The following is a 530-nucleotide window of genomic DNA, read 5'->3' as shown; positions in this document are numbered from 1 at the left end:
TCGTTGACCTGCGTCTGCGTCAGCGCCGTGCCTAGCGCGATGTTGTGCGCCTTGGCGTAGTCCGCCGCGTTCTTGTAGAGGCTCAGCTTTTCCTGGTCCGTGACCGAGAGCTGGTTCTGGCTGTCCCAGGCCAGGCCGCTCACGAAGCTGGCTTGGCCGGTCTGTTGCAGCGCCGCTTGCTGGAGCTTTTGTCCTTCGGTGTAGGGGTCGTAGTAGAAGCTGACCTTGCCGGGGCGCAGGTCGGCCGGCAGCTGCGCCAGCAGGCTGTCGGGCGTGACGCCGGCCAGCACGGCGGTGGCCGGGCTGTTGTTCAGGTATTGCGCGCGGTCCGTGGTGCCGTTGGGTGCGGTGACCGGATTGCCGCCGAGGTTGGCGTTGAAGTGCCAGTCGATGGTTTGGCTGCTGCCGGTGGTGGGTGCCGCAGGCGTGGCCACGATGACCGGGTTGAACTGCCAGGGGGTGGTCGGGTTGTCCACCGGCGTGGCCGCCGGCACCGCGCCGCCGGGTGTTGCCACGGGGCCTAGCGAGAT

General features: G+C 68.1%; 1 protein-coding gene. It reads right to left on the bottom strand.

The window, feature by feature from the left end:
- Window positions 1–530, bottom strand: a 530-nt coding sequence (locus OR16_RS37535; protein WP_006164402.1) for a hypothetical protein, incomplete at both ends; no start/stop codon positions are given.

The sequence above is a fragment of the Cupriavidus basilensis OR16 genome (assembly GCF_000243095.1).
Lineage (GTDB): Bacteria > Pseudomonadota > Gammaproteobacteria > Burkholderiales > Burkholderiaceae > Cupriavidus > Cupriavidus basilensis_D.
This window is presented reverse-complemented; position numbering and strand designations above follow the sequence as displayed.